This window comes from Streptomyces sp. NPDC051315, from assembly GCF_044455165.1.
GTDB lineage: Bacteria > Actinomycetota > Actinomycetes > Streptomycetales > Streptomycetaceae > Streptomyces.
This window is the reverse complement of the sequence record NZ_JBITEN010000008.1, coordinates 72,974-91,905: the sequence shown is the minus strand read 5'-3', so window position 1 is coordinate 91,905 and position 18,932 is coordinate 72,974. Positions and strand designations below refer to the sequence as shown.

Sequence of the window (18,932 nt, the reverse complement as noted above, 5' to 3'; positions counted from 1 at the left end):
GGGAACGCTGATCACAGCGGCCGGGGGCGGCCCTCCCAGTACGGCTCGCGCAGCCGCCGCTTGTACAGCTTGCCGTTGGGGTCGCGGGGCATCTCGGTGACGAAGTCGACACTCCTCGGCCGCTTGTAGCCGGCCAGCCGGTCGGCGCAGTGGGCGAGGAGGGCGGTGGCGAGGTCGGGGCCGGCGTCGTGGCCGGGGGCCGGTTCGACGACGGCCTTGACCTCCTCGCCCCAGTCGTCGTGCGGGATGCCGAAGGCGGCGGCGTCGGCGACGGCCGGGTGGGCGAGCAGCGCGGACTCGATCTCGGCCGGGTAGATGTTGACGCCGCCGGAGATGATCAGGTCGATCTTGCGGTCGCGTAGGAAGAGGTAGCCGTCCTCGTCGAGGTAGCCGAGGTCACCGACGGTGAAGAAGTCGCCGATGCGGTGGGCGCGGGTCTTCGTCTCGTCCTTGTGGTAGCTGAAGCCGCCCGTGCTCATCTTCATGTACACGGTGCCGAGTTCACCGGGTCCGAGCCGGTTGCCGTCGTCGTCGAAGACGGCGAGTTCGCTGATGGGCCAGGCCTTGCCGACCGTACCGGGCTTCTTCAGCCAGTCCTCGGTCGTGGCGAAGGCGCCGCCGCCCTCGCTGGCCGCGTAGTACTCCTCCACACAGTCGCCCCACCAGTCGATCATCGCCCGTTTGACGTGGTCGGGGCAGGGCGCGGCGCCGTGGACGGCGTGCCGCATGGACGAGACGTCGTAGGCCTGCCGGACGGGCTCGGGCAGGGCGAGCAGGCGGTGGAACTGGGTCGGGACCATGTGGGTGTGCGTGCACCGGTGGACGTCGACGAGGCGGAGCATCTCCTCGGGCGTCCACTTGTCCATCACGACCAGGCGGTGGCCGATGTGCAGGGACGCGCCCGCGAACTGGAGCACGGCGGTGTGGTAGAGCGGCGAGCACACGAGGTGCACGTTGTCGTCGAAGGGCCGGATACCGAAGATGCCGAGGAAGCCGCCGAGGTACGCCTCCTCCGGGAGCTTGCGGGGCAGCGGGCGCCGGATGCCGCGCGGGCGGCCCGTCGTGCCCGAGGTGTAGTTCATGACCCAGCCGAGGGTGCGGTCGGCGGGTGCCGACTCCGGCTGTCCCGCGAGGAGGTCGGCGTAGGGACGGAAGCTTTCGGCCTCGCCGACGGCGTACCGGTGGGTGGCCGGGAGGCCGGCCTCGTCGGCGGCGCGGCGGGCCTGTCCGGCGAAGCGCTCGTGGGCGAGGAGGACCTTGGCGCCGGAGTCGGAGACGATCCAGGCGATCTCGGGGCCGACGAGGTGGTGGTTGACGGGGACGAGGTAGAAACCGGCCTGGGTGGCGGCCAGGTAGGCGGTGAGGAACTCGGCCGAGTTGGGCAGGACGACCGCGAAGGCGTCACCGCGGGCGAGGCCTGCCGCCCGCAGTCCGTGCACCAGGCGGTTGGCGTCGGCGTGCAGGCGTCCGGCGGTCCACTCCTCGCCGTCCGGCGCGACGAGAACGGTGCGGTCGGGGGCCTGGGCGGCCTGGGCCCAGAAGCCGGCGGGGGACGTGCTCGTCATCGGGCGCTCCTTCCGGCGACGCGGTCGATGCGGTCCACGGCCTGCTCGAAACCGCGGGTGAGGTCGTCGAAGACGGCCTGGACGGGGCGGACGTCGTTCATCCGGCCGACGATCTGGCCGACGGGCGTGCCGAGCAGGGGGTCGACCTCGTACGTCTGGATACGGGAGACGGCCTCGGCGACGAGCAGGCCCTGGAGGGGCATGGGGAGGGCGCCGGGTCCCCTCGGGTCGTCCCAGGCGTCGGTCCATTCGGTACGGAGCTGGCGTGCGGGTTTCCCGGTGAGGGCACGGGAGCGGACGGTGTCGCCGGAGCCGGCCGCGAGGAGTTTGCGGGTCAGGGCGGGCGAGTGCAGGTCGGCCTCGGCGGTGGTCAGCCAGAGCGAACCGAGCCACACGCCCTGGGCGCCGAGGGCGATGGCGGCGGCGATCTGCCGTCCGCTGCCGATGCCGCCGGCGGCCAGGACGGGCAGCGGGGCGACGGCGTCGACGACCTCGGGGGTGAGCACCATGGAGGCGATCTCGCCGGTGTGGCCGCCGGCCTCGTAGCCCTGGGCGACGACGATGTCGAGGCCCGCCTCCTTGTGCTTCAGCGCGTGCCGGGCGCTGCCCGCGAGCGCGGCGACCCGCACACCCCGCTCGTGGGCGCGGGCGACGACGTCGGCGGGCGGGGACCCCAGGGCGTTGGCGAGCAGCCGGATCGGGTAGTCGAAGGCGACGTCGAGCTGGGCCCGGGCGACCTGTTCCATCCACCCGGTGATGCGCCAGCCGGACGCCTCTCCTTCGGGCAGGTCGGGCACGCCGTACCGGGCGAGCGTCTCCCGCACGAACCTCCGGTGTTCCTCGGGGATCATCGCCTCGACGTCGGCCTCGGTGACGCCTTCCACCTTTTTCGCCGGCATGACGACGTCCAGGCCGTAGGGGCGGCCGTCGACGTGCGCCTCGATCCAGTCGAGGTCGCGCTCGAGGTCGTCGGGGGCGGTGTAGCGGACCGCGCCGAGCACGCCGAAGCCGCCGGCGCGGCTGATGGCCGCGGCGACGGCGGGGAACGGCGTGAAGCCGAAGACGGCGTGCTCGACTCCCAGTTGCTTGCTCAGCTCCGTCTGCATGGGCGCAGGATGCCGCAGCCGCCCGGACGACGGAAGAGGTTTTCTGATACACCGTCAGATTTGCGTTCCCCAGTCGGCTCCCCAGCCGGCTCCCCTGTCGGTTCCCCGACCGGTTCGCCGGCCGGGGAATCCTCGCCGCTGTCGGCCACTCGTGAGGCCGGCCGCCCGGGAAGGTCGCTCGCCCGTGAGGACCGGCCCCCGCGGGGGCCGAAGGCCCGTGACGGCCGGCTACTCGTTGAAGACGGCCTTCTGCACCTCGTTCGGCCCGTCGAACTGGTCCTGCTTCAGGTCGTTGAGGCGGCTGACGACCTTGTCGTCGGCCTTGTTCTTGCGGGCACGCTCGACGAGGTGTTGCTTGTCCGTCGGGTAGTCCATGCCGCTGAGGGCTTTCTGCAGGTCGATGGGGCTGAGTTCCGCCATGACAGCCTCCTGTCATAGGTGCGGTCTTTCCGTTATGCCGCGGTACCCATCCCCCGCCGCCCCATGCACCACTTCAGCCCTCTCCTGCCTCCAGCACCGCCATCGCCGCGTTGTGCCCCGGCACTCCGCTGACCCCTCCCCCGCGCACCGCGCCGGCCCCGCACAGCAGGACGTTGGCGTGCCGGGTCTCCACACCCCAGCGACCGGTTCCCTCGCCGGCGTGGGGCCAGGCGAGATCGCGGTGGAAGATGTTGCCGCCGGGCAGCCCGAGGTCGCGCTCCAGGTCCAGCGGCGTCTTCGCCTCGATGCAGGGGCGGCCCTCGGCGTCGGTGGCCAGGCAGTCGGCGAGGGGTTCGGCCAGATGGGCGTCGAGCTGGGCGAGGGTCGACCTCAGCAGCTCCTCACGGACGGCGTCGTTGTCCCGCGCGAAGAGCCGCGCGGGTGTGTGCAGCCCGAACAGGGTCAGCGTCTGGAACCCCCGGGCGGCCAGGTCCGGGCCGAGGATGCTCGGGTCGGTCAGGGAGTGGCAGTAGATCTCCGAGGGCGGTGCGGCGGGCAGGTCGCCGGCGGCCGCCTGGGCGTGGGCGGTGGCCAGTTGCCCGTAGCCCTCGGCGATGTGGAAGGTACCGGCGAAGGCCTCGCGCGGGTCGACGGAGCTGTCCCGCAGCCGGGGCAGCCGCTCGAGCAGCATGTTCACCTTCAGCTGGGCGCCCTCGGCGGGCGCGGGCGGCTCGTCGCCGGTGAGGGCGGCGAGCGCCTGCGGCGAGGCGTTCACCAGGACGTGCCGGGCGGCGGCGACGCCCTCGCCGTCGGCGGTGCGGTAGGTGACCTCGGCGCCGCGGCCGTCCGTGGCGATCCGCACGGCCTCGTGGCCGGTGGCGAGGACGGCGCCCGCGTCCCGGGCGGCGGCGGCCAGGGCGTCGGTGAGGGCGCCCATGCCGCCGACGGGGACGTCCCAGGCACCGGTACCGCCGCCGATGACGTGGTAGAGGAAGCAGCGGTTCTGCTGGAGGGAGGGGTCGTGGGCGTCGGCGAAGGTGCCGATCAGCGCGTCGGTGAGGACCACGCCCCGCACCAGGTCGTCCGCGAAGTGCTCCTCGACGGCGACGCCGATCGGTTCCTCGAAGAGGGTCCGCCAGGCGTCCTCGTCGTCGACGCGGCGGCGCAGCGCCTCGCGGGTGGGCAGCGGCTCGGTGAGCGTCGGGAAGACCCGCTGGGCGACCCGCCCGGTCATGCCGTAGAAGCGCTGCCAGGCCGCGTACTCGCGCTCACCGCCCGTGAGCCGCGCGAACGCCTCCCGGGTGCGCTCCTCGCCCCCGCCCACGAGCAGCCCGGTGGCCCGCCCGCCGCGCTCGACGGGGGTGTACGACGAGATGGTGCGGCTCTGGACACGGAAGTCCAGGCCCAGGTCCCGCACGATCTTGTGCGGCAACAGGCTGACCAGGTACGAGTAGCGCGACAGCCGGGCGTCCACCCCGGCGAACGGGCGGCTGGAGACGGCGGCGCCCCCGGTGTGGTCCAGCCGCTCCAGCACCAGCACGGACCGGCCGGCCCGGGCCAGGTAGGCGGCGGCGACCAGCCCGTTGTGGCCGCCGCCGACGATGACGGCGTCGTAGGCGCGCTGTCCCCGGTGTCCCTCGTGTGCAGGCATGGTTCTTGGTAACACGGGGCGATCAAGGTCGGCCAGAGGTGCGCCCGCGGGGCCCGGGGTTCAGGGGCGGCGCATCCGTACGGCCACGAAGGTCGGCGCGGTGCGTCTTCTCGTACCGGCCGGGGTCGGCCGGGCGGGCGTCCTCCGTCGCCCGCGGCTCCACCAGCTCCTCGAGGACGTATCCGGCGCCGAGCAGCTCGCCCGGGAACGTCTCCAGCGTCATCCGCCGGTAGCGGATGGCGCGCCCCGAGCCGAACGGCAGGGTGACCCGGTCGTTCGGCGACGTAGGAGCCGCCGAAGTACGTCCAGGACGGGACTCGTCCTCGACGGCCTGACCCGCTTCACCGTCGTCGACGACACCGTCCAGGTCTTCCTGGGCGGCTGGGACGGCGACCCCGCGCTTCTGCCGGTCACCGAGGGCATCATGTCCGCCTTCTTCGACGCCGTGACCACCGAGCGACTGACGATGGCGCCGTGGGCGGCGGAGGTCCTCGCCCGCCACCGGGCCGACGGCACCACGCCCCCGCCGCTGTCGCACGGGCAGCGGGCGGTCCCGAACGTCATCGGGGTGCACCTCCTCCTGGAGGAGGGCGGCAAGGTCCTGCTCGGCCTGCGCCACCCCGACTCGCCCTTCGCGCCACTGCGCCACCACTTCCTGGCCGGTCACTGCGAGCAGGAGTCCGCCGTCGCCTGCCTGATCCGGGAGGCCCGCGAGGAGGCGGGGCTCGAGATCGAGGCCGAGGACGTCGAGCTGGCCCACGCCGTCCACGTCGTGGACGCGCCCGGCGGGCAGCCGCGCCTCCAACTCGTCTTCCGCGCCCGGCGCCGGCGGGGCGAACCGCGGCTGCTGGAGCCGGACAAGTGCCTCGGGTGGCGGTGGTGGCCCCTCGACGCGCTGCCCGACCCGATGGTCCCCTACGCGCGAGCGGCCCTCGACGGGATCCGCGACGGCCGGCTGTACACGGAGCTGGGCTGGGACTGAGCGGCCCACCGCCGGGCCTTGCGCGCCGCCCCGGCGCCGACCGCCTCCGTCGGACCGATGAGTGACGTCATCCCGCCGACCACGCCGCCCACGACGACGGCGCCACCGACCGCGGTGACGGTGACGGTGACGGTGCGATGGCGATGGCGATGGCGACGAGGGTGGGCCGGGCGGGTGCCTGCGGAGGACCACTGGATCCGGTGGGGAGACGACATCCGGGAGTCCGGGACCTCGGTGGGCATGCTCACGCCTTCGCCTCACGGTCGGGATCAGCCGCACACCGCGGTACGGGGTCAGCGCCGCACCCGGGGCATCCCCAGCCCGATCCAGGAGATGATCTCCCGCTGGATCTCGTTGTTGCCGCCGCCGAAGGTGAAGATCACGGCGGAGCGGTAACCCCGTTCGAGTTCGCCGTGCAGGACGGCGCCCGCCGAGCCCTCCTTGAGGGCGCCGGGGGCCGCGACGACCTCCATCAGCCAGGCGTACGCGTCGCGGCGCGCCTCGGAGCCGTAGACCTTGACGGCGGAGGCGTCCTGCGGGGTGAGGGTGCCGTTCTGCAGGGCGCCCACCATCCGCCAGTTGAGGAGCTTCAGGGCGTCGAGCTTCACGTGCGTCTGCGCGAGCCGGCGGCGCACCCAGGGCAGGTCGACGACGCGGCGGCCGTCGGCGAGCTTGGTCTCCCTGGCCCAGCGCTGCACGTCGTGCAGGGCGCGGATGGCCATGGTGCCGTGGGCGGCCAGCGTCACGCGCTCGTGGTTGAGCTGGTTGGTGATCAGCCGCCAGCCCTCGTTCTCGGCGCCGACACGGTGGGAGACGGGGACGCGGACGTCGTCGTAGTAGCTGGTGGTGGTGTCGTGCGAGGCGAGGGTGCGGATGACCGTGCAGGAGTAGCCGGGGTCGGTGGTCGGCACCAGCAGCATCGTGATGCCCTGGTGCGGCGGGGCGTCGGGGTCGGTGCGTACCGCGAGCCAGACCCAGTCGGCGGTGTCGCCGTTGGTCGTCCAGATCTTCTGGCCGTTGACGACGTAGTGGTCGCCGTCGCGCACCGCGCGGGTCTTCAGGGCGGCCAGGTCGGTACCGGCGTCGGGTTCGCTGTAGCCGATGGCGAAGTCGATCTCGCCGGCGAGGATCCTCGGCAGGAAGTACGCCTTCTGCTCGTCGGTGCCGTAGCGCATGATCGTCGGGCCGACCGTGTTGAGCGCCATCAGCGGCAGGGGGACGCCGGCCTGGGCGGCCTCGTCGAAGAAGACGAACTGCTCGATCGGGGTCAGGCCGCGGCCGCCGTACTCCTCGGGCCAGCCGACGCCGAGCCAGCCGTCCGCGCCGAGCCGGCGGATGGTCGCGCGGTAGAAGCGCTTGGCGGCGACGGGGTCGGCGTGCCGGGCGTAGGCGTTGTCCGGCACCAACTCGGCGAAGTAGGCGCGCAGTTCGGTGCGCAGCCGCAGCTGCTCGGGCGTGTGGTCGAGGTGCACGGCGCCTCCTGGCTACCCAAGGCCGGGGTCCTGACGGCGCACACGGTAGAACGTGTTCCAGTAATTGGGAATGGCGAGTGCGCGGCGGATCGCCCGGGGTCGGCCGGAACCGGTGGTCACCGTCACCGGCGGGCGGGCACCGGAGCCGGAGCGGGAGCGGGTACTACGCCCCGGCGCGCCCGCCGCCGTCCCCGCGCCCACTCCACCCCCGCGACCGCCGACGGGGTGGGCAGGTGCCGCGCGCCCGGGTACCGACTCGACCACTCCGGGCCGACGGGCGCACGGCCAGGCAGACGGCGGGGCGGGCGGCGGGAGGGGCGCAGACGGCTCGGCGCCGCGACCGGAGCCCTGGCCGCCCGGCCGCGCCGCTCCGGGCCACCCCGCCGACCGGGTCGCCTCGGCGGCCAGTCGAACCGTCGGCAGACCACGGCGCCTCCCGACCGGCCGTCGGCCGGCCGGCGGAGACGCCGACCGGAACGCCGACCGAGACGACCGAGGCGCCTCAGGCGAGCGTGGCCATGAAGTCGGTGCAGGCCTGGGCGCACGCGCGGCACGCCGCCGCGCTCTCCTCGGCACCCGGCTGCCTGTCGAAGACGTGCGCGCTCTCCAGGCACACGGTCCGGCACCACTCCAGCTGGGCGCGGATGCCGGCCTCGTCCATCCGGTTGTTCTCGGACAGCACACGGCAGGTCGCGTCGCAGACCTCCGCGCACATGATGCCCTTGCGCCGTACGAGGTCCTGCAGTTCCGTTCCGTCCGGATCCACGAGGCTCGCGCGCAGCGCACAGGCACGGGCACACTCGGTGCACGCCTGGGCGCAGGCGAAGCGATCCTCCAGGAACCGGAACAGCTCCTGTTGGGATGTCGTCGAAGTCACACCCGGCGGGTAGCCGGGCCGGGCGGCGCCAAACCAGTCGGCGTCCCGCCCGCGGCCCTTCTTCGGCCTTTTCGGCCACCGGCCGGGAGCACCGTCCGTGGCCCCTCTCGAGCACCGCGCGACAGGACGCGCACACAGAGCAAGGGGTGCACCGAGGCGATTCACGACCGATTGCAGGGGTATTCGCCTGATATGAGTACCGCAAGCATGCAGCTGGCCGCCTCCAGCGGCCTGCTCAGCCTGGGCATGTTCGTGGTCGGCATCGCCCTGGTGGCCCTGCTGGCCGGCAGCTTCTGGATGGGCGCGCGTATCAAGCTGCGCGAGCCGCCCCGACCGCGCCCCGAGGAGCAGCCGCACCTGCCGCCGGACGGCCCGGTCCACGAGGTACAGGAGAACCGGGAGCCCGACGAGGTACCCCACACCCCCAAAGGCGGTCGCCCCCTGACCCCGTACGAACTGACCAACATGCAGACGCGGACGAGCGCCTCCAAGACGCGGCCGCGCTGGGGACGGGGCAGCAGCGGCTCGTTCGGCGGGGGCGGTCTGGGCTCCCACTGAGTGGGCCCGGCGGCCCTCCGCCCTCCCGCGCACGGATGCCGCTGGAAGCGACGTTGCGAACGGAAGTGAGATTCATGGCCGAGCACGGCCGCAGCACTCTGCCTCTGCCCGACTACGACCACCTGCCCCTCGGCGGCCTCGAGAGCCGCGTCCGGTCGCTCACGGCCGGGGAGGTGGAGGAGCTGCTCGCCTATGAACGGACGCACGCCGACCGGCTTCCGGTCACCGAGCTGCTGACGTCCCGTCTGGAGCAGCTGGAGGCGGGCGCCGAGCCGACCTCGGGCGATCCGGGGGCCCTGCGCCCGGAGCAGTCCCAGGGGCACGCGGGCTCCCCGGTGTCGCCGGTGACGTCGCCGGAGCCCTCCAGCCCGCCGCCGCACGGCACCCCCGACCAGCGGGGCAAGCCGAAGGGAAACCGGACGTAGCGATTTCCCGGCCGGGCGCGGGATAGTCCGTGCGCCGCGGAGAGAACGAGAAGGGCCCGGGCCGACCGCCCGGGCCCTTTCGTGTGGTCGCGCGAGGCTCGCACAGGCTCATGAGGTCACGGGCCGCGTCGCCCACGGCTCGCGCGTCAGCCATCGCGCGGGGCTCGCCCGGTCAGCCCGGCCACAGGCGGCTCACCCGGCCCTTGGCGTACGGCTCACCCGGTCCCTGGTGGCGCACGGCTCGCCCGACCACTCGTCACGGAGCACAGCCCGGTCACTGGTCACGGAGAGCCGGCGCGGGACCCACCCGATCACGGGCGGCGCGGACCCCCGATCACAGGCAGCGCGGGACCCACCCGATCACAGGCAGCGCGGGACCCACCCGATCACAGGCATCGCGGGGCCCGGTCAACGGTGCCGCGGAGCCCGCCCGCTCACTGGTCGCGCAGGGCCCGCGTGGCCACCGACAGCGCCTGCTCGGCGTACGTCCGGCCGAAGAGGACCGCGTGGACGAGGAGCGGGAAGAGCTGGTGCAGGCCGACGCGGCCGGGCCAGCCGTCGGCGAGCGGTGCCGCCTCCTGGTAGCCGTCCAGCACCTGCTCCAGGTGCGGGCAGCCGAACAGCTGGAGCATCGCGAGATCGGTCTCGCGGTGTCCGCCGTGTGCGGCCGGGTCGATGAGCCAGGCGTGCCCGTCCTCGCCCCACAGCACGTTGCCGTTCCACAGGTCGCCGTGGAGCCGCGCGGGCGGCTCGGCGGGGCCGGCCAGTTCGGGCAGCCGTGCGCAGAGCCGCTCGACGACCGCCGCCTCGCCGGGGCGCACGGTGCCGTCGTCGACCGCCGTGCGCAGATACGGCAGCACCCGGTGTTCGGCGTACCAGCCGGGCCAGTCGTCGCCGTCCGCGTTCCGCATGGGGGCGAGCCCGATGCGGGCGTCCCGGGGACCGCCCGGCGGTGGAGCGCCGAAGGCGGGGGCGCCGGTGGCGTGCAGAGCGGCGAGGTCGCGGCCGAACCGGCGGGCGGCCTCGGGGGTCGGCCGACCGGTCGGCACCCGGTCGGTCACCAGCCAGCGTCCGTCGTACCCGTGCACCGCGGGGACGCGGACCGGGCCGGCGTCGGCCAGCCAGCGCAGCCCCGCGGCCTCCGCGCGTACCGCGCCCGGCCCGTCGCCGCGCTTGACCATCACCGTGCGACCGTCATCGAGGGCGACCTCGGCGACGGTCGCGGACAGCGGGCGTTCCTCGAGGGCGGCGGCTCCGGTGAGACGGGTCGCGACGGCGCCGGCCGCATCAGGCATGTACACGGCGCCAGAGTAGGGCGACGCAGGTCACATGGAAGAGAGGGAACGGGCCATTTCGGGCGGCCGTACGGTTTCCGAATATCGAACAGCGCGGAGGAATCCTTGCAAAGTCAGATACGGTACCCCTTCAGTGAATGCAATCCATGGACGTCCTGCGGCTACCGTCTGCGATTCCCAGGTACACGGGGTGGGTGAAGAGGACCCCAACAATGGAAAACGCATGATTTAACGTCCCATGGCATGACTGAGACGGTGGCGCGGTCCCGGACCGACGAGACGCAGAACAGTGCCGACGGCGTGCGGGGCAAGGGGCTCGGCGGGAATTCCGTCGGCCTGCTGGGCAGTGCGGTCATCGGGGTCTCGACCGTCGCGCCGGTCTATTGCCTGACCTCCACCCTGGGTTCCACCGCCGGCGAGGTGGGGGTGCAGATGCCGGCCGTGTTCCTGGCCGGGTTCCTGCCGATGCTGCTGGTCGCGTTCGCCTACCGGGAGCTGAATCGGGCGGTGCCGGACTGCGGCACCTCGTTCACCTGGACCGTCAAGGCGTTCGGGCCGCACGTCGGCTGGATGTGCGGCTGGGGTCTGGTCATCGCGACGGTGATCGTGCTGTCGAACCTGGCGGGTGTCGCCACCTCGTACTTCTGGCTGCTGGCCGGAGAGGTCACCGGCAGCGACCGGATCGCCGGCCTCGACGGGAACAAAGCGGTCCACATCCTGACCTGTCTGTTGCTCATCGCGATCGCCACGGCGATCAGCTACCGCGGGATGACGACCACGAAGGGCGTGCAGTACGCGCTGGTGGGGCTGCAACTGGTCGTGCTGGCCGTGTTCGTCGCCCTGGCGGTGCAGAAGGCCCGCTCCGGCGCCTTCGCCGGCCACCTCGGCTTCTCCTGGTCCTGGCTGAACCCCTTCGAGGTGAAGTCGTTCGCGGCCTTCAGCGCCGGGCTGTCCCTGTCCATCTTCATGTACTGGGGCTGGGACGCCTGTCTGACGGCGAACGAGGAGACCGTCGGCAGCGAGAGGACGCCCGGCCGCGCCGCGCTCGTCGCGATGATCGTCCTGGTCGGCTCCTACCTGACGACCGGGGTGGCCGCCCAGATGGCGGTCGGCGCCGGGACCGACGGCCTCGGCCTCGCGAACCCCGAGACCTCCGACAACGTCTTCGCCGCCCTCGCCGGTCCCGTCATGGGCGACGCCCTCGGCATCCTGCTCTTCCTCGCCGTCCTCGCCTCGGCCGCCGCCAGCCTCCAGACGACGTTCATCCCCGTGGCCCGCACGGTGCTGGCCATGGCGGCGTACGAGGCGCTGCCCGCGTCGTACGCGGGCGTGCACGAACGCTTCCGGACGCCCGGGCGCGCCACGGTCGTCGCTGGTGTCGCGACCGGCGTCTTCTACACCGTGATGACCCTCGTCAGCGAGCACGTCCTCGTCGACACCATCTACGCGCTCGGCCTGATGATCTGCTTCTACTACGCGCTGACGGCCTTCGCGTGCGCCTGGTACTTCCGCGACACCCTCACCCGGTCGGTGCGCGACGCGGTCTTCAAGGGGCTCTTCCCGGTGCTGGGCGGCGTCCTGCTGACCGCCGTGTTCGGCAAGACGCTGTACGACATGTGGGACCCGGCCTACGGCAGCGGTTCGGCCGTGTTCGGCGTCGGCTCGGTCTTCGTCATCGGTGTCGGTCTGCTGCTGCTCGGCGTGGTCCTCATGGTGGCGATGCGGCGGAGCAGCCCGGCCTTCTTCCGCGGCGAGGTCCTGACCACGCGGACACCGGCCCTCGTGGTCGGGGACTGAACGCCGTCCGCCGTCCGGCGGTCCCCGCCCGTCAGCCGCCGGTCCGCGGCCGACCGTCCGGTTCCCGGGGTGTGCGGTGTGTCCGCACACCCCGGGAACCGGACCGCGGGCGCGGGTCAGAGCTGGAACTCGGCGGGGGACACCCCCAGCGCCGCGCACGCCTCCCGGAGGACCATCTGCTCGGCCTGGGAGAAGTCGCCGTCGGCTCCCGCGACGACGATGCCGGTCTGGACGACCGCCCTCGCCTCGGTCGGCTTCTTGGCGGCCTTGGCGATCTCCTGCATCGCCTCGGCCTTCCCCTGCTGGAAATTGTGGCCCAGCTGGTCCACGTGCTTGTTGAAGCGCTGACGCAGCTGCTCCGGCGGGAAGTTCTGCAGCACCTCATTGCTGAGGATCATCGACTCGACCTGCTGCCGCTCGGCCGGATCCACGTGCCCGTCCGCGGCCGCGACCAGTGCGCACATCGCCATGCTGGCGTCCCGGTACGCGCCGCTCTTCAGCTCGGTCTTGAGGGAGACGAGCTGCGTCTTCAACGCGCTGACCAGCTGAGCGCGGGCGCCCCCGCCGGACCCCGGGCTGTGGCTGTGACCGCCGGTCGCGCCCCGCCCACCCTGAGACTGCTGGAAAGTCCTGGCCTGGTCCTTGAGCCGGTCCCACACTGCCATCGACGTCACCTCGGTATTCGATCGGAGTCATCCAGCGCACCCGCTCGCGCGCGCTCACTGGATCAACGATCGACCTCCGGGCAAAGGTTCCGCAAAGCGCCGCGCCCAAGGTGCGGCCGACATCCCGCGTGACCGGGGTCAACGGCACGCGGGTGGCCGGCAACGACGGCGGCGCAGGCCCCGATGGGCCGCACGGACGTGATCAGGCCGTGCCCAGGAGCGACCACCACCGGCCCCGACACACCCGGCGCCTCTGCGGCCAGCTTCGGGCGTGAACGGTCAGTAAACGACATCGCGGAGCGGGGCCGGGGTGAAGGCGGTGTGATGGCCTGAATCGTCGCGCAAGGTGAGGTGGATCATGGCCGACGTGGTGCAGGCGGAGCCGGCGGAACGACAACGCTGCGGCTGCCGCGCCCCCGTGCGCGAGGGCGGGGCCGAGGAGCGGTTCCGCGGGTTGCTGGAGGCGGCGCCGGACGCGATGGTCATCGTCGACGACACGGGCCTCATCCGGCTCGTCAACGCCCAGACGGAGGCGCTGTTCGGCTACCGCCGTGAGGAGTTGCTCGGCCAGCCGGTCGAGTTGCTGATGCCGTACCGCTTCCGCGAACAGCACACCGCGCACCGCGGCGGATACGCGGCCAACCGGCAGGTCCGCCCCATGGGTGCCGGGCTGGAACTGCACGGGCTGCGCAAGGACGGCACGGAGTTCCCCGTCGAGATCAGCCTGAGCCCGCTGGAGACCACGGACGGCCTGCTGGTGTCGGCCGCCGTGCGCGACGTCAGCGACCGCAAGGCGGCCGAGGCCCGCATCAACGAGCTGGCCGGGCTGGTGGAGTCCTCGCAGGACGCGATCCTCGCCCACACCCTCGACGGGTACATCACCTACTGGAACGCGGCCGCGCAGCGCCTGTACCGCTACACCGCCGAGGAGGTCATCGGCCGGCACGTCTCCCTGCTGGCGCCGCCGGAGCTGCGCGGCGAGGTCAAGGCACTGCTCAAACGGCTGCGGCGGGGACGGAAGGTCGAGCACTTCGAGACGCTGCGGGTCACCCGCACCGGGGCGCTGCTGGACGTGGACGTCACGCTGTGGCCGACGCGGGACACCCACGGCACGGTCGTCGGGGCGTGCGCGATCGTGCGGGACATCAGCGACCGCAAGCGCGCGGAGGCCGAACTCACCGCCCTGTACGAGCAGCAGCGGCACATCGCGCTCACCCTGCAGCGGAGCCTGATGGGCACCCCGCCCGCCCTGCCCGGCCTCGACACCGCCAGCCGCTACCGGCCCGCCACCCAGGGCGCCGGCGTGGGCGGTGACTGGTTCGACCTGATCCCCCTGGGCGCCGACCGGGTGGGCGTGCTGATCGGCGACGTCATGGGACGCGGACTCGAGGCCGCGGCGGTGATGGGCCAACTGCGCTCGGCCGCGCACGCCCTGGCGAAGACCGGGATGCAGCCGCGGCAGCTGATGCGGGCACTCGACACCTGCGTCGCCGACCTCGACGTGCCCGACCAGCTCGTCACCTGCTGCTACCTGGTGATCGCCCCGGACGCGGGCACGGTGACCGTCTGCTCGGCGGGACATCTGCCGGTCCTGGTCGCCGGCGTGGGCGACGGAGTCCGCGCCCTCTCCGCCCCGGTCAACGCGCCCCTCGGCGTGGGCGACGTCCCGTACGAGCAGTCCAGTTCGGAGATACCGCCGGGCGCCACCCTGGTGCTCTACACGGACGGTCTGATCGAGACGCCGGACAGCGACATCGAGACACGGATCGGCGAACTGACGTCCCTGCTGGACGAGTTGTTCACCGGTACGCCGTGCCTGGAGACCGCGGCCGACCAGGTGCTGACGGCGCTGCTCCCCGACCCCGACAGTCACAACGACGACGTCACCCTGCTGCTCGCGCAGCTTCCGGCCGCGCCCCTCGCGGCGGTCCGCACCGACCTCCCGGGCGTCCCGGCCTCCGTGCCGGAGGGCCGCGCCTTCCTGCACCAGGCGCTGACCTCCTGGCACTGCGCGGACCGCGCCGACGACGCCCTCCTGCTGCTGTCGGAGACGCTGACCAACGCCGTCCAGCACGCCCACGGCCCCATCGCGCTGCACCTGCACCGCACGGCCACGGCCCTCACGGTCGAGGTCGGCGACCACAGCCCGCACGTCCCCCAGCCGCGCCCGGCGGCCGAGGACGAGGAGTCCGGGCGCGGCCTGGTCCTGGTCCGGGCCCTCGCCGACAGCTGGGGCGTGCGGCCGACCGACGAGGGGAAGACGACCTGGTTCACCCTGACGCTGTGACCCTCAGCGCCCCCCGCCGCCCGTGTTCTGGGGAGGCGAGCCCCCGTCCTCCACGAAGAACTGCCAGATCGTGACGACCGCCGCCGCCTGTGCCAGCAGCCAGGCGACCTGGATGGACAGGAAGCGCATCTGGTAGACGGAGTAGAGCAGGCTCACCCGGCTGCGCCAGAGGTGGCGTTCGCCGCTGAAGGTCTCCAGGTCCATCAGGATGCCGGTCACCGTCAGGACGAGGGTCATCGCCGCGACGGCGAAGGCCAGGCCCGTCTGCTCCTCCCCCAGTGCCCAGTTGCCGAGAGCGAACAATCCGGCGGGGAGCGCGTAGGCGACAGCGAGCGGGAACGCCTTGGCCGCGCCGCGCCGGCCGGGGAGTTCGTGCCACAGGGCGCCGAGGACGAACCCCGCGGCGGCGTAGCCGACCTGCCAGAGCACGAACTGGGTGGGCACGTCGGGCAGTCCGAGCCGGTCGTACAGGGTGCCGGTCAGGGACTCTCCGCTCAGCTGATGCGCCCAGACCAGTCCCGCGCTGATGGGCAGGGAGACGGGCTGGGTGAACCGGGCCGCCCTGACGCCGTTCTCCCACCACGTGCGGCCGGGCCCGAGGGCGAGCGCGGCGTCCACCACGGAGACGCCGTGGGGCAGACGGTCGTCGGCACCCGAGGAGGACCGCCACCGCCGCAGCCGTTCGAGACGGGACTCGAGGGCGCGCCGCGGTCCGTCGCCCTCGTCGGGCTGGCCCTGGTCGAGACGCCGCAGCCGGGCGTGGAGTTCGCGGTGGCTGCGGGACCGGTCGAGCAGGGTGGCCCGGTCCGTGACCCGCAGGGTCCGTCCGAGGGGCTCACCGGACCGTTGCAGGGAGCGGTCGCCGACCGCACGGCCGGAACCGATCCGCAGGACGGCGACGGGCGCGAGGAGGTAGAGGAGGAACCAGATCCACGTCAGGGTGCCGCTGCCGGTGTACTCGCCGATGTTGAGCGCCACCATCACGGGAAAGAGCAGCAACAGCAGCAACCGGTCGGCCCCGTGGGGGCCGCGCCGCTCCACCGGCTCGTCCGCCGTCCGACTCCCCCTGCCGCGCAGGAGCGCCAGCACGGCCAGTCCGCTGGGGAGCCACGCCATCGCGCACCACCAGTTCTGCACCTGGTGCGTGAACCACAGCAGGCTGCTCCGGAACTCCGCGTGGTGTCCGAAGCCGTAGCCGGCCTCCCCCGCGTCGATCTGGGGAGACAGCCAGGACGCACGGTTCCAGTCGCGCTCGGCCGCCGCCGCGCAGCAGACGGCCAGGACGACGACGACGGCGACGGTGCCGCCCAGCAGGGTCCACGTCCGGGGGGCCGGGCGGCGGGGGCTGTACAGACCGCCGTCCACGGCCAGCCGGCGTACGGCCAGGGCGCTGCCCAGGACGAGGAGGGTGACCGAGCAGAAGGCGGCCAGGCACACGGCGACCAGCGCGGAGACGGCCGGAGCGGGGACGTCGTCCCGGACGAACCGCTGGGGTTCCAGGTGGAACGGAGCGGGCCACAGGACCGGGACGAGGGCCACCGCCGCGAGGCGCACCCCGGCGAGCCCCACCCTCGGTGAGGGCCGGCCGAAGGCCAGCAGGAGCCCGCCCGTCGCGACGGCGGTCAGCCAGGCCCACGGGGCATGGACCGCCTGCTGCGCCCACTCCTCGTCGGCCTCGAACGCCCCGGTCGCCCCCAGGTACAGGCTGCGGCCGGTCACCAGCAGGGACAGGGCGAGGAGCACCCAGCTCCAGTCGCGCAGATTCGCGCGGGTCCGCTCCTCGACGGGGTCCGGAACGCCGTGCCGTGGGAGCAGGATCAGCGCACACCATGTCGCCACGACGAGCAGCAGTGACCACAGCAGCCCTCCGGCCTCTCCGAGCGCCGCGAACGGCGGGTTGTCGTCCTGGGCGGAGAAGGAGCGGGGCCAGGCGGGCGCCATCCGCACGGTCACCTCGGGCGCGGCCCCGCTGCCGGTGGGCCGCCAGGCGAGGACGTCCGCGCTCTCACCGACGGTGACGTTCTTCTCCGCCGACACGGCTCCCGCGCTGCCGGGCTCCACGGTGACCAGCCGCCAGCGCGCGTGGGTCAGTGTGTCGGGTGGGTCCAGGCGGACGAGCCACGTGGCCCTGCCCGCCTCGATGGTCCACGGCCCGATCTCGCGGGTACCGCGCTGGTCGACCCAGCCGTGCGCCGTGGCGACCACCTTCAGCGCTCTGGCCTGCGCGGCCTTGCCGCCGGAGGTGGCCGGCACGGGGGTGATGGCCGGTTCCCCGGACCGCCATTCGTGCCAGTTGGTCCACAGGCCGCGGACGTCTCCCCGTACCAGACACCGCATGGCGTGCCGGTAGCGCTCGGAGTCGTGGTCGTGCAGCAGGTGGCCGGCGAGCGACCAGGTGAGGGGTACCTCGACGGTCAGCTCGGTGAGCACCTTGGTGTACGTGCGGTCGTCGTGCTCGAGCCGCAGCCCCGCCTCGACGACGGCCTTCGACAGGCCCCGCGGGTCGCAGGGATCGTCCGGCGCGGCCGACGCCGGTGCGGCGGCGACGTGTGGCAGTACCAGGAACGCCAGGAGAACGACGAGGAGGCGTGCGGGTGCGCGACGGGTCGCTCCGGATGTCAAACAGCCCTCCCCCGAGGCCGATGCGGCCCTCCATCATCGCCGCGTGGCGCCCGGGCCGCCCCTCCTCGGCAGGGGGGAAGAGGAGCGCGCGTGGTTGCGCACCGGGGGCGCGCGCTCCTGTCCCGGTGGTGGGGCGGAGCACGTGGTGGGTGGTCCGCCCCACCGGTGTCACCGGGCGGTGAGCCGGTCCTCCGGGCCGAGGGGGACGGACGCCGGCGGGACGGGCCTGAGGTGGCCGCCTTCGGCGGCCAGGGCGTGGGCGTCCAGGTGCGCCTGGATGTACGGCACGGCCACCCGTTCGAGTTCGCCGTCGACGAAGGCCGGCTGGACGTTGACCTCGAAGACGACCCCGCCGTTCTCGATGGCGAGGTCGACCCCGGCGAAGGGGAGGCCGACCGAAGCGGTGGCGGCGACGGCGAGTTCGCCGAGGCGGGGCGGCAGGTCCGGTGGGGCGATGTGGACGGGGGTGGCGCCCCGGCAGGTGTTGCAGGGAGTGTCGGGGGCGGGCTGGAGGTGCTCGCGGGCGTGCACGACACGGCCGCCGAGGACGAAGACACGGAACTGGTGGCGCTGGCCGTCGGCGGTGATGTTGCCCGCGTCGCGGGAGAGCATCCAGTCGGTGCCGTGCTTGGCGTAGTAGGCGGTGGCGTCCTCGAGTTCGGCCGGGGTGGTGACGTGGAAGGTGTCGTTGCCACCGGTGCCGACGACGGGGCGGGCCCACGTGTCGCCGCCGAGCCGCTCGAAGGCGTCGGCCGCCTCCCGGGCCGAGGGCCGGGACAGGACGACGGTCTCCATCTGGGCGATGCCGTCCCGGCGGAAACGCTCGACCGTGAGGTTCTTCTCCGTGGCGGTCCGCCAGGCCTCCGGCCCGGTGCCGAGGGTCACCACGTCGTGCCGTTCCAGGAGTTCCTGGAAGGCGGCGAGCGCCCGGCGGCGGTGCGGCGGGATCTCGTAGAGCACGACGATGTCCGGTACGAAGTCCAGCCCCGCTTCGGGGACTTGGAGCCGTAGCCGGCCTTCGTCGCGGACGCCGCGGCCGGTTCCGCCGGTCGCGAAGTGCCGGGAGTCGATCCGGACCGGCGGTACGCCGGTGAGCAGTTCCACCGCCTGGGCGAGGTACTCGCGGCAGCCTTCGGGCGACGTCGGATCGGCGATCAGGGCGATGCACGGTCGGGACACAGCGGCCTCCAGTGGCTCTCGACGCGCGCCC

The 18,932-nt window shown here is 73.1% G+C and carries 15 protein-coding genes; 5 read left to right on the top strand and 10 right to left on the bottom strand.

The genetic code is table 11. The annotated features are described in order from the left end of the window. Nucleotides 1-11 precede the first annotated feature (11 nt). The 4 genes from ACIBBD_RS17125 to ACIBBD_RS17110 form a co-directional block, all read right to left on the bottom strand. Nucleotides 12-1,565: an acyl-CoA synthetase gene (locus ACIBBD_RS17125; protein ID WP_399420215.1), complete on the bottom strand. Its 1,554-nt coding sequence runs from the start codon at nucleotides 1,563-1,565 to the stop codon at nucleotides 12-14. Beyond that, nucleotides 1,562-2,671: an NAD(P)H-dependent flavin oxidoreductase gene (locus ACIBBD_RS17120; protein WP_399420214.1), complete on the bottom strand. Its 1,110-nt coding sequence runs from the start codon at nucleotides 2,669-2,671 to the stop codon at nucleotides 1,562-1,564. The genes ACIBBD_RS17125 and ACIBBD_RS17120 overlap by 4 nt, the downstream gene beginning before the upstream one ends. Nucleotides 2,672-2,899: 228 nt before the next feature. Beyond that, nucleotides 2,900-3,091: a DUF2795 domain-containing protein gene (locus tag ACIBBD_RS17115; RefSeq protein ID WP_399420212.1), complete on the bottom strand. Its 192-nt coding sequence runs from the start codon at nucleotides 3,089-3,091 to the stop codon at nucleotides 2,900-2,902. 73 nt (nucleotides 3,092-3,164) lie between these two features. Then, nucleotides 3,165-4,742: a phytoene desaturase family protein gene (locus ACIBBD_RS17110; RefSeq protein WP_399420211.1), complete on the bottom strand. Its 1,578-nt coding sequence runs from the start codon at nucleotides 4,740-4,742 to the stop codon at nucleotides 3,165-3,167. Between the two features lie 100 nt (nucleotides 4,743-4,842). On the opposite strand from ACIBBD_RS17110, the gene ACIBBD_RS17105 reads away from it, so the two are divergent. Continuing rightward, the gene (locus ACIBBD_RS17105) at nucleotides 4,843-5,724 is read left to right on the top strand and encodes an NUDIX domain-containing protein (RefSeq protein ID WP_399420210.1); all 882 of its coding nucleotides are present in this window, start codon (nucleotides 4,843-4,845) and stop codon (nucleotides 5,722-5,724) included. A 293-nt stretch (nucleotides 5,725-6,017) separates the two neighbouring features. Here ACIBBD_RS17105 and ACIBBD_RS17100 read toward each other — a convergent pair whose 3' ends face one another. Continuing rightward, entirely contained in the window at nucleotides 6,018-7,196 is a 1,179-nt protein-coding gene (locus tag ACIBBD_RS17100; RefSeq protein ID WP_399420209.1) for an acyl-CoA dehydrogenase family protein, read from the bottom strand. A gap of 502 nt (nucleotides 7,197-7,698) precedes the next feature. After that, complete coding sequence (locus ACIBBD_RS17095) at nucleotides 7,699-8,073, bottom strand: ferredoxin (RefSeq protein WP_399420208.1); 375 nt, start codon at nucleotides 8,071-8,073, stop codon at nucleotides 7,699-7,701. A 192-nt stretch (nucleotides 8,074-8,265) separates the two neighbouring features. Here ACIBBD_RS17095 and ACIBBD_RS17090 point away from each other — a divergent pair, with 192 nt between their 5' ends. Both ACIBBD_RS17090 and ACIBBD_RS17085 read left to right on the top strand, forming a co-directional pair. Continuing rightward, nucleotides 8,266-8,631: a DUF6479 family protein gene (locus ACIBBD_RS17090; protein ID WP_399420207.1), complete on the top strand. Its 366-nt coding sequence runs from the start codon at nucleotides 8,266-8,268 to the stop codon at nucleotides 8,629-8,631. Between the two features lie 74 nt (nucleotides 8,632-8,705). Beyond that, complete coding sequence (locus ACIBBD_RS17085) at nucleotides 8,706-9,056, top strand: hypothetical protein (RefSeq protein WP_399420206.1); 351 nt, start codon at nucleotides 8,706-8,708, stop codon at nucleotides 9,054-9,056. A gap of 434 nt (nucleotides 9,057-9,490) precedes the next feature. On the opposite strand, the gene ACIBBD_RS17080 is transcribed toward ACIBBD_RS17085, so the two are convergent. Continuing rightward, entirely contained in the window at nucleotides 9,491-10,351 is an 861-nt protein-coding gene (locus ACIBBD_RS17080) for a fructosamine kinase family protein (RefSeq protein WP_399420459.1), read from the bottom strand. A 243-nt stretch (nucleotides 10,352-10,594) separates the two neighbouring features. Between ACIBBD_RS17080 and ACIBBD_RS17075 the strand changes: the two genes are divergently transcribed. Continuing rightward, nucleotides 10,595-12,148 carry an APC family permease gene (locus ACIBBD_RS17075; RefSeq protein ID WP_399420205.1) on the top strand — a complete coding sequence of 518 codons (1,554 nt, stop codon included), beginning with the start codon at nucleotides 10,595-10,597 and terminating at the stop codon, nucleotides 12,146-12,148. Nucleotides 12,149-12,264: 116 nt separating this feature from the next. On the opposite strand, the gene ACIBBD_RS17070 is transcribed toward ACIBBD_RS17075, so the two are convergent. Next, nucleotides 12,265-12,813 (bottom strand): tellurite resistance TerB family protein, encoded by a 549-nt coding sequence (locus ACIBBD_RS17070; RefSeq protein ID WP_399420204.1) that lies wholly within the window; start codon nucleotides 12,811-12,813, stop codon nucleotides 12,265-12,267. A gap of 358 nt (nucleotides 12,814-13,171) precedes the next feature. Between ACIBBD_RS17070 and ACIBBD_RS17065 the strand changes: the two genes are divergently transcribed. Continuing rightward, on the top strand, nucleotides 13,172-15,100 hold the full coding sequence (locus ACIBBD_RS17065; RefSeq protein ID WP_399420203.1) for a PAS domain S-box protein: 1,929 nt from the start codon (nucleotides 13,172-13,174) through the stop codon (nucleotides 15,098-15,100). 3 nt (nucleotides 15,101-15,103) lie between these two features. On the opposite strand, the gene ACIBBD_RS17060 is transcribed toward ACIBBD_RS17065, so the two are convergent. Further along, complete coding sequence (locus ACIBBD_RS17060) at nucleotides 15,104-17,722, bottom strand: DUF6185 family protein (RefSeq protein WP_399420202.1); 2,619 nt, start codon at nucleotides 17,720-17,722, stop codon at nucleotides 15,104-15,106. A 168-nt stretch (nucleotides 17,723-17,890) separates the two neighbouring features. Then, a complete protein-coding gene (locus tag ACIBBD_RS17055) occupies nucleotides 17,891-18,901 on the bottom strand; it encodes a RimK family alpha-L-glutamate ligase (protein WP_399420201.1) in 1,011 nt (336 codons plus the stop codon). Nucleotides 18,902-18,932: the final 31 nt, after the last annotated feature.

Bases quoted from the DNA above. Each gene is read 5' to 3' on its own strand.
- ACIBBD_RS17090 (WP_399420207.1), top strand. From the start codon at position 8,266: ATGAGTACCGCAAGCATGCAGCTGGCCGCCTCCAGCGGCCTGCTCAGC.
- ACIBBD_RS17110 (WP_399420211.1), bottom strand. From the start codon at position 4,742: ATGCCTGCACACGAGGGACACCGGGGACAGCGCGCCTACGACGCCGTC.
- ACIBBD_RS17115 (WP_399420212.1), bottom strand. From the start codon at position 3,091: ATGGCGGAACTCAGCCCCATCGACCTGCAGAAAGCCCTCAGCGGCATG.
- ACIBBD_RS17075 (WP_399420205.1), top strand. From the start codon at position 10,595: ATGACTGAGACGGTGGCGCGGTCCCGGACCGACGAGACGCAGAACAGT.
- ACIBBD_RS17065 (WP_399420203.1), top strand. From the start codon at position 13,172: ATGGCCGACGTGGTGCAGGCGGAGCCGGCGGAACGACAACGCTGCGGC.
- ACIBBD_RS17120 (WP_399420214.1), bottom strand. From the start codon at position 2,671: ATGCAGACGGAGCTGAGCAAGCAACTGGGAGTCGAGCACGCCGTCTTC.
- ACIBBD_RS17080 (WP_399420459.1), bottom strand. From the start codon at position 10,351: ATGCCTGATGCGGCCGGCGCCGTCGCGACCCGTCTCACCGGAGCCGCC.
- ACIBBD_RS17085 (WP_399420206.1), top strand. From the start codon at position 8,706: ATGGCCGAGCACGGCCGCAGCACTCTGCCTCTGCCCGACTACGACCAC.
- ACIBBD_RS17070 (WP_399420204.1), bottom strand. From the start codon at position 12,813: ATGGCAGTGTGGGACCGGCTCAAGGACCAGGCCAGGACTTTCCAGCAG.
- ACIBBD_RS17125 (WP_399420215.1), bottom strand. From the start codon at position 1,565: ATGACGAGCACGTCCCCCGCCGGCTTCTGGGCCCAGGCCGCCCAGGCC.